Source organism: Klebsiella sp. CN_Kp104, assembly GCF_040064515.1.
In the GTDB taxonomy this organism is placed as follows: Bacteria; Pseudomonadota; Gammaproteobacteria; order Enterobacterales; family Enterobacteriaceae; genus Klebsiella; species Klebsiella aerogenes.
The window spans coordinates 251,854-260,179 of the sequence record NZ_JBEAII010000008.1 but is presented as its reverse complement, the minus strand read 5'-3'; the positions used below and the strand labels follow the sequence as shown (position 1 = coordinate 260,179).

General features: G+C 51.5%; 6 protein-coding genes and 3 tRNA genes. 5 read left to right on the top strand and 4 right to left on the bottom strand.

Going from position 1 to position 8,326, the window contains the following annotated elements:
* Positions 1 to 96 precede the first annotated feature (96 nt).
* A tRNA-Val gene (locus ABLU80_RS12345) sits at positions 97 to 172 on the bottom strand.
* 258 nt (positions 173 to 430) lie between these two features.
* On the opposite strand from ABLU80_RS12345, the gene gltX reads away from it, so the two are divergent.
* Positions 431 to 1,849: a glutamate--tRNA ligase gene (gene gltX / locus ABLU80_RS12340; protein ID WP_020078209.1), complete on the top strand. Its 1,419-nt coding sequence runs from the start codon at positions 431 to 433 to the stop codon at positions 1,847 to 1,849.
* A gap of 55 nt (positions 1,850 to 1,904) precedes the next feature.
* On the opposite strand, the gene ABLU80_RS12335 is transcribed toward gltX, so the two are convergent.
* Entirely contained in the window at positions 1,905 to 2,300 is a 396-nt protein-coding gene (locus ABLU80_RS12335) for a YfeC-like transcriptional regulator (protein ID WP_015365514.1), read from the bottom strand.
* 7 nt (positions 2,301 to 2,307) lie between these two features.
* Positions 2,308 to 2,661, bottom strand: coding sequence for a YfeC-like transcriptional regulator (locus ABLU80_RS12330; RefSeq protein WP_013878158.1), 354 nt, complete (start codon positions 2,659 to 2,661; stop codon positions 2,308 to 2,310).
* Positions 2,662 to 2,880: 219 nt separating this feature from the next.
* Between ABLU80_RS12330 and ABLU80_RS12325 the strand changes: the two genes are divergently transcribed.
* From ABLU80_RS12325 to ABLU80_RS12315, 3 genes are all read left to right on the top strand, one after another.
* Positions 2,881 to 2,956: transfer RNA gene (locus ABLU80_RS12325), tRNA-Ala, on the top strand.
* Positions 2,957 to 2,997: 41 nt separating this feature from the next.
* Positions 2,998 to 3,073: transfer RNA gene (locus ABLU80_RS12320), tRNA-Ala, on the top strand.
* A gap of 210 nt (positions 3,074 to 3,283) precedes the next feature.
* Positions 3,284 to 5,467 (top strand): EAL domain-containing protein, encoded by a 2,184-nt coding sequence (locus ABLU80_RS12315; protein ID WP_348850012.1) that lies wholly within the window; start codon positions 3,284 to 3,286, stop codon positions 5,465 to 5,467.
* A gap of 55 nt (positions 5,468 to 5,522) precedes the next feature.
* On the opposite strand, the gene nupC is transcribed toward ABLU80_RS12315, so the two are convergent.
* Positions 5,523 to 6,725 carry a nucleoside permease NupC gene (nupC, locus tag ABLU80_RS12310; RefSeq protein ID WP_013878156.1) on the bottom strand — a complete coding sequence of 401 codons (1,203 nt, stop codon included), beginning with the start codon at positions 6,723 to 6,725 and terminating at the stop codon, positions 5,523 to 5,525.
* Positions 6,726 to 7,070: 345 nt separating this feature from the next.
* Here nupC and ABLU80_RS12305 point away from each other — a divergent pair, with 345 nt between their 5' ends.
* Positions 7,071 to 8,306, top strand: coding sequence for an Nramp family divalent metal transporter (locus tag ABLU80_RS12305; protein ID WP_020078211.1), 1,236 nt, complete (start codon positions 7,071 to 7,073; stop codon positions 8,304 to 8,306).
* Positions 8,307 to 8,326: the final 20 nt, after the last annotated feature.

Genomic DNA, 8,326 nt, shown 5'->3' with positions numbered 1-8,326 from the left:
CCGACCCCCTCCTTGTAAGGGAGGTGCTCTCCCAGCTGAGCTAATCACCCACTTCTCAATTTTCTGTTCTACACGGCGGAGACTACGTAAAGTAGTTGGTGGGTGATGACGGGATCGAACCGCCGACCCCCTCCTTGTAAGGGAGGTGCTCTCCCAGCTGAGCTAATCACCCCCGCTGTGTGGAGTCGCATTATAGGGAGAGTTGAAATTGAGTCAACGCCTTTTCTAAATAATTTGTTTGTTCGTCGTAAAATTAAACAAAGCGATCGCAAAATCAGCTTCGGTGTATGATTTATAAACAAAAATGGTAAAGCGTGATGTTGAGGCGGGATCTACATTGAGGAATCAGCCCGTGGTGTTAGAATATTCCCCTATCAATTCCAAGAACACTGCCGACTATCGGCATCTTTATTAAACGTAAGGCCAATTCATGAAAATCAAAACTCGCTTCGCGCCAAGCCCAACAGGCTATCTGCACGTTGGCGGTGCGCGTACTGCTCTCTATTCCTGGCTTTTTGCACGTAACCACGGCGGTGAGTTTGTGCTGCGTATTGAAGACACCGATCTCGAACGCTCCACTCCGGAAGCAATTGAAGCCATCATGGATGGGATGAACTGGCTGAATCTGGAGTGGGATGAAGGTCCGTACTTCCAGACTAAACGTTTCGATCGCTATAACGCGGTTATTGATGAAATGCTGGAAGCAGGTACCGCTTATAAATGCTACTGCTCGAAAGAACGTCTCGACGCGCTGCGTGAAGAACAGATGGCGAACGGTGAAAAGCCGCGCTACGACGGCCGCTGCCGCCATGATCATCAGCATCACGCCGCCGATGAGCCTTGCGTTGTGCGTTTTGCCAACCCGCAGGAAGGTTCGGTTATCTTTGACGACCAGATCCGCGGGCCGATCGAATTCAGCAACCAGGAGCTGGACGATCTGATCATTCGCCGCACTGACGGCTCCCCGACCTATAACTTCTGCGTCGTGGTGGATGACTGGGATATGGCGATCACCCACGTGATCCGCGGTGAAGACCACATCAACAATACCCCGCGCCAGATCAACATCCTGAAAGCGCTGAATGCGCCGGTGCCGGTTTATGCGCACGTATCGATGATCAACGGCGATGACGGTAAAAAACTTTCCAAGCGCCACGGCGCGGTGAGCGTGATGCAGTACCGTGACGACGGCTACCTGCCGGAAGCGTTGCTGAACTATCTGGTGCGTCTGGGCTGGTCCCATGGCGATCAGGAGATCTTCACCCGCGAAGAGATGATCGAGTTCTTCTCGCTGGGCGCGGTCAGCAAGTCCGCCAGTGCGTTCAACACCGATAAACTGCTGTGGTTAAACCATCACTACATCAACACGCTGCCGGCAGAATATGTCGCGACGCATCTGCAGTGGCACATTGAGCAGGAAAATATCGATACCCGTAACGGCCCGCAGTTGTCCGAACTGGTTAAACTGCTGGGCGAGCGTTGCAAAACGCTGAAAGAGATTGCTCAGAGCTGCCGTTACTTCTATGAAGAGTTCGCCGAGTTCGACGCCGATGCAGCGAAGAAACACCTGCGCCCGGTGGCGCGTCAGCCGCTGGAAGTGGTTCGCGATAAGCTGGCGGCCATTAGCGACTGGACGGCGGAAAATGTCCACCATGCGATTCAGGCGACTGCCGATGAGCTGGAAGTGGGCATGGGTAAAGTGGGCATGCCGCTGCGCGTGGCCGTAACCGGCGCGGGTCAGTCCCCGGCATTGGATGTCACCGTTCATGCCATCGGTAAATCCCGTAGCGTTGAACGTATCAACAAAGCGCTGGCGTTTATCGCCGAACGCGAAAGCCAGCAGTCCTGAGGCCGAGCGTAAGCTAAAGCAAGCGGCAGGTTAATCCTGCCGTTTTTTTTCGCCGCTATTTTGTCGCAGTGTTAATACCTAACCGCGCCAGGAAGCCACTAATGCCATCGCGAGCAAGAAGATCGCGCAGGTGAGTTTGTTCTGCGGCGGTCATCAGCTGCAGCGTATCGGCGATTTGCCGCCATACCGCATCCGCTTCATTGATAAAGTAGCCGCTGGGCTGTTCGGCGAGCTGATACTCTTCATTCAGATGACGAAATGCCGGAATATTGGTCAGAAAATCGATCACTGGCCGGTCGATGACAATTAAACGCGCACGCCCGCCTTTGACGCCGGGAATCGCCTCGGTTCGCCACTTTTGTTCCCGCGCCCAGCGGTTGACCGTTTGTCTGGCCAGACCCAGAACTTCGGCAAGCTCTGCAGGCGTCATTTTTTCTTTCAGTTTCATCATTCGTTTTTTACTGGCCGCGTATTCCAAGACGGTTTAACAACCCGGTTATGCCTTCACGCAGCAGCAGCGACATTAGCTGCTTCTGTTCGCGATGAGTCATCTCTTTACAGAGCGTCAGCAATAATGGCTCGAGATCGGTCTCGGCGACCGAATAGGGCGAGGGCGTTTCCGCTACGCGCTGGGCATTGCGGATAAACTCTCGTACCTGCTCGTTAACGTGTACGAGACGCGCTTTGCCTCCCTGCACGCCAGGCCGCGGAGAAGTTTGCCACCCCTCTTTACGGACCCATTTATTTATCGTCTGTCGGCTGAAGCCAGTTAGATGCGCAATTTCTTCCGGAGTCATTCGTTCCTTGAGCATACTATTTCCTGAGTAAATATGTGGGAATTAGTGCTTCATGTTATAGCATCCTTTTACAGGAAATAGTGACATGTTTAACGCCTGCCTGCGATAAGGCTCGCATTGTCAGCTATTTGCCTGCTTTTTCAGCGATTGAATCAGGAGGGGTAATTTTGCCGTTGACACCTGGCGAAGGAATTCATATTATGCCGCCCGTCAACACGACACGCTTTACGTTACGGGGCTATAGCTCAGCTGGGAGAGCGCTTGCATGGCATGCAAGAGGTCAGCGGTTCGATCCCGCTTAGCTCCACCAAATTCTGCACCCAGCGGATTTGGTTCGTAAAGAGGTCCTGTGGGGCTATAGCTCAGCTGGGAGAGCGCTTGCATGGCATGCAAGAGGTCAGCGGTTCGATCCCGCTTAGCTCCACCAAAATTCGAACCCTCGCTACGGCGGGGGTTTTTGCTTTTTGCGCCGTTAATGTAAATGACGTTAAGCTTACGTCAGCGTGTATCGAGCAAATAAAAACCAACGTAATTTAGGAATTTTTCTCGATTTATTTTCTTGCCTGCCATTATTAACCAACATACTATTTTCTGATTGCTTATAATTTTTTAGCCGCAGAGGTGTTGATTAACAATAATGACTGACATATTTAACATCAAAGTTAAAAAAACTCTGCTGGCGTTAATTGTTTGTTTGATTTTTATTCCGCTATCTCGATTAATTTCTCCGCAAACCCTTATCGACGGAAAACAAATTTATCTGGCATGGCTGCCATTAAGCGTAATGTACGCAACCATTTGTATTTTTGGCCGTTACGCCGTTGCCCCCTTGATTGTTGCGTTTGCAATTACTAATACATTTGTAATAGATCTAACTTATACACAGGCCGCTATCCTGTTATTTTGTCAGTTATTTTCCGTCTTTTTCACCTTCGCTATCATGCGCTCGTTGTCGGGGAAAAAATGGCGTAGCGGAAGGCCTGCCAAGCGCCATATCGGTCGCCGTATCTTCTGGGGCGGCTTCTTTGCCCCCATTCTGCTTAAGCTGACGATGTATCTGGCGGGGCGCTTCTTCGCCTTCCCGCTTGCCGTCTCCAGCTACTTCAGTACCGCGTCGATCATCTATTCCGTTATTGATATCCAGGCGTTGATATGCGCCGCCTTAATCTTTACTACCGCTTTCTATTACCCGATGAGAATGATGGTTAGCCCACGTTACCGGCGGGTGTTTTGGTTGCGTCATTGCCAACCGTGGCTGGTGAAAAAAAGAAGAGCCTTTACCATATATTGGTTTATGGCATTAATCACAATCATGCTGGTGCTTTGCGCGCCTTTTGATTCAGATTTAATTGCTGGATATCTGGTGCCGATTATTTTTATTCTCTACTTCATCGGTATCGGCCGGCTGGGGCACGAATTAATTCGCATTACCTGGGCTATTTCGGCATTCTTTTTAGTGGCCTATAACAAAAATTTTCTCCAGGGCGTTCAATCGGGGTACTCCTTGTCATTTGTCCTGTCGGTGTTAATTTCATTCACGATTTGTTTGTTTTACATGACGGATATTTATTCGCGTAGCGAGAGAATTAAACAGCGCTGGCGCGATCGGGCTGAAGAAGATCCGTTAACCGGGTTACCCAATCTGCGGGCGCTGGAAGGGCATTTGCGCCAATCGCCTCGGGTTGTTATTAGCAGCCTGCGTATCGAAAACCTGGACTTCCTTAGCCGTCACTACGGCATGATGATGCGTGTAGAGTGCAAACGGCAAATAGCCCGCCGTCTGCAGCCGCTCCTGGATCACCACGATAAAATTTATCAGCTCCCGGGTAGCGAGTTATTGCTGGTGATAGAGGGGCCGGAACCGGCGGCACGGTTAAACCACATCGTCGCGATGCTTAACCACGCTAAATTTAACTGGCATAACCAGGATCTGGATTTAGAGTTTGGCGCGGCGTGGGGGAGTTACAGCGGCATTGAGACCGAATTACACCCCATGCTTGGCCAGCTTAGCTGGTTATCGGAGCAGGCTGGCGCCGTGCAGCGGGTGCTGGCGTTAGATATCGCGCAGGAAGAGGTTTCCGATCAAACGACCGAACAGGTACGGATGCTGACGAAAATAAAACAAGCGCTGAACGAGCGTAGCCTCCTGCTGTATGCGCAGCCGATTCAGAACGCAGAAGGGGAGGGCTATTACGAAATCCTCACCCGTATGCGTTGCGGCGGGACGATTATCACGCCGGATCGTTTTATTCCGCTTATTGCGCAGTTCAACCTCAGCCAGCGTTTCGATATGCTGGTTCTGGAAACGCTGTTCAGCCAGATCGATCACCATCCTGGCCGTCGCTTCTCCGTCAATTTGCTGCCGTATACGCTGATGCAAAAGGATAGCGCCGCTCAGATTATCGCACTGTTTAAACGTTATCGCGTATCGCCTGCGTATATTACGATTGAGATAACCGAGGAGCAGGCGTTCTCGAATGCGGATACCAGCATGCATAATATTCAGCTGCTGAGTGAGTTCGGTTGCGCTATCGCCATTGATGACTTCGGTACCGGTTACGCGAACTATGAGCGTCTGAAGAGCCTGCAGGCGGATATCGTAAAAATTGACGGCTGCTTCGTGCACGAAATCGAGAGCGACCAGCTTGATGCGATTATCGTCAAATCCATAATCGAAATCGCGCGGGCGAAACAGCTTACGGTAGTCGCAGAGTACGTCGAGACAGAGGCGCAAAAGGCGATGCTGTTGGCGCTGGGCGTCGATTATTTACAGGGTTACCTGATTGGCAAACCGCAGCCGTTAAGCGAATTAAAGGCGTAAAAAAGCCGGGCGATAACGCTGCCCGGCTTATTATGCTATTAACGTCAGTTTGGGATTACAGCACCAGCGCAGCGATGGAAGCTGACAACACGCTGACCAGCGTGGAACCGTAAACCAGTTTCAGGCCAAAGCGGGAAACCACGTTACCTTGCTCTTCATTCAGGCCTTTAATTGCCCCGGCGATGATACCGATAGAAGAGAAGTTGGCGAAGGAGACCAGGAAGATAGAGATGATACCTTCCGCACGCGGGGAGAGCGTCGCTGCCACTTTCTGCAGATCCATCATCGCCACGAATTCGTTAGACACCAGTTTGGTCGCCATAATACTGCCCACCTGCAGCGCTTCGCTCGCCGGCACGCCCATCACCCACGCAACCGGATAGAAGATGTAGCCGAGGATCCCCTGGAAGGAGATGCTGTAGCCAAACCAGCCGGTGACGGTCGCGAACAGGGCGTTGAGTGCGGAAATCAGCGCGATAAAGCCGATCAGCATCGCCGCGACGATAATCGCTACTTTAAAGCCTGCCAGAATGTATTCGCCCAGCATTTCGAAGAAGCTTTGACCTTCGTGCAGATTGGACATCTGCAGGTTTTCTTCGCTCTGCTCAACGCGGTACGGGTTAATCAGCGACAGGACGATAAAGGTGCTGAACATGTTAAGCACCAGCGCGGCAACCACATACTTCGGCTGCAGCATAGTCATATACGCGCCGACGATAGACATCGAAACGGTAGACATCGCGGTTGCCGCCATGGTGTACATACGGTTGCGCGACATTTTGCCGAGAATATCTTTATAGGCGATGAAGTTTTCCGACTGACCGAGGATCAGCGAGCTGACGGCGTTGAAAGATTCCAGTTTACCCATGCCGTTAACTTTCGACAGCACGGTACCGATAGCGCGGATGACAATCGGTAGAATGCGAATATGCTGTAAAATACCAATCAGCGCGGAAATAAAGACGATTGGGCACAAAACCTTCAGGAAGAAGAAGGCCAGACCTTTATCGTTCATGTTACCGAATACGAAGTTGGTGCCCTCGTTGGCGAAACCGAGAAGTTTCTCGAACATCTCGGAAAAGCCTTTCACAAAACCCAGACCGACATCGGAGTTCAGGAAGAACCAGGCCAGCAAAACTTCAATAACAAGTAATTGAATAACATAACGAATGCGGATCTGCTTACGGTTGTGACTGACCAACAAGGCCAGTATAGCCACCACAACGATCGCGAGGACAAAATGCAAGACGCGGTCCATATTTGCTCCAAATATGAGGCAGGTTAAATTTCCGTGCACATTCTATGCAACAAGCCTAAATAAAACGAGATCGAATCCACACTATTGCAAGGATATGTGACCAATAACAAAAATAGTGATCAATCGTACATTTTTGTTATGTTATGCAAAGGTATTAAAAGTTGCATTAATGTACTAATCTGATGAAAGGCGCGTTGTCCACAGCTTCACGCCCGTTTCGTTATTTGGCCTACTATCGTTCCCTCCTATCAAAGCAATCATTATCACCTTTCTAAATGAACTTGATAATCATTCGCATTTTGATAGCATTAAACATAGCAAAGGCTATATTTCCAGGGGCAGAAAATGACTAGCAGTCGCGTTGAGAATAGCAGCGGTCGCGCAGCGCGCAAGATGAGGCTCGCACTGATGGGGCCCGCGTTCATTGCTGCCATCGGCTACATCGATCCGGGTAACTTCGCCACGAATATCCAGGCAGGCGCCAGCTTTGGCTATCAATTATTATGGGTAGTGGTCTGGGCGAACCTGATGGCGATGCTGATTCAGGTGTTATCGGCCAAGCTCGGTATCGCCACCGGTAAAAACCTCGCGGAACAGATCCGCGATCACTACCCGCGCCCGGTGGTATGGTTTTATTGGGTACAGGCGGAAATTATCGCCATGGCGACCGATCTGGCTGAATTTATCGGTGCGGCCATCGGCTTTAAGCTGCTGCTCGGCATTTCCTTATTGCAGGGGGCGGTGCTGACCGGTGTCGCGACTTTCCTGATCCTGATGTTGCAGCGTCGCGGGCAGAAACCGCTGGAAAAAGTCATTGGCGGGCTACTGCTGTTTGTAGCAGCGGCCTATGTGGTTGAACTTATCTTCTCGCAGCCGGCGTTAGCGCCGCTGACCAAAGGCATGATCATTCCGAGTCTGCCTAATGGTGAGGCGGTATTCCTTGCCGCCGGGGTACTCGGCGCGACGATTATGCCGCACGTTATTTATCTGCACTCGTCGCTGACGCAGAACCTGCACGATGGGTCGCGCAAAGAACGCTATAACGCCACGCGTTGGGATGTGGCGATTGCGATGACCATCGCTGGTTTCGTTAACCTGGCGATGATGGCGACCGCCGCCGCTGCGTTTCACTTCAACGGCCACACCGGCGTGGCCGATCTCGACCAGGCTTATCTAACTCTCGAACCGCTGCTCAGCCATGCCGCCGCGACGGTTTTTGGTCTCAGTCTGGTTGCCGCCGGTCTCTCGTCGACGGTAGTCGGAACGCTTGCCGGGCAGGTCGTGATGCAGGGGTTTATCCGCTTCCATATTCCGCTGTGGTTTCGCCGGACAATCACCATGCTGCCGTCATTTATCGTGATTATGATGGGGCTTGACCCGACGCGTATCCTGGTGATGAGTCAGGTGTTGCTGAGCTTCGGGATTGCGCTGGCGCTGGTGCCGCTGCTAATTTTTACCAGCGATGCGCGGTTAATGGGCGATCTGGTTAATAGTCGGTGGGTAAAACGCATCGGTTGGCTGATTGTGGCGATTGTGGTGGCGCTGAACGGCTGGCTGATTATTGGTTCAGCATTAGATTAATACGGCAACAAAAAAGGGAG

Coding starts and splice junctions, on each gene's coding strand:
- gltX (WP_020078209.1), top strand. CDS start 431: ATGAAAATCAAAACTCGCTTCGCGCCAAGCCCAACAGGCTATCTGCAC.
- ABLU80_RS12335 (WP_015365514.1), bottom strand. CDS start 2,300: ATGATGAAACTGAAAGAAAAAATGACGCCTGCAGAGCTTGCCGAAGTT.
- ABLU80_RS12330 (WP_013878158.1), bottom strand. CDS start 2,661: ATGCTCAAGGAACGAATGACTCCGGAAGAAATTGCGCATCTAACTGGC.
- ABLU80_RS12315 (WP_348850012.1), top strand. CDS start 3,284: ATGACTGACATATTTAACATCAAAGTTAAAAAAACTCTGCTGGCGTTA.
- nupC (WP_013878156.1), bottom strand. CDS start 6,725: ATGGACCGCGTCTTGCATTTTGTCCTCGCGATCGTTGTGGTGGCTATA.
- ABLU80_RS12305 (WP_020078211.1), top strand. CDS start 7,071: ATGACTAGCAGTCGCGTTGAGAATAGCAGCGGTCGCGCAGCGCGCAAG.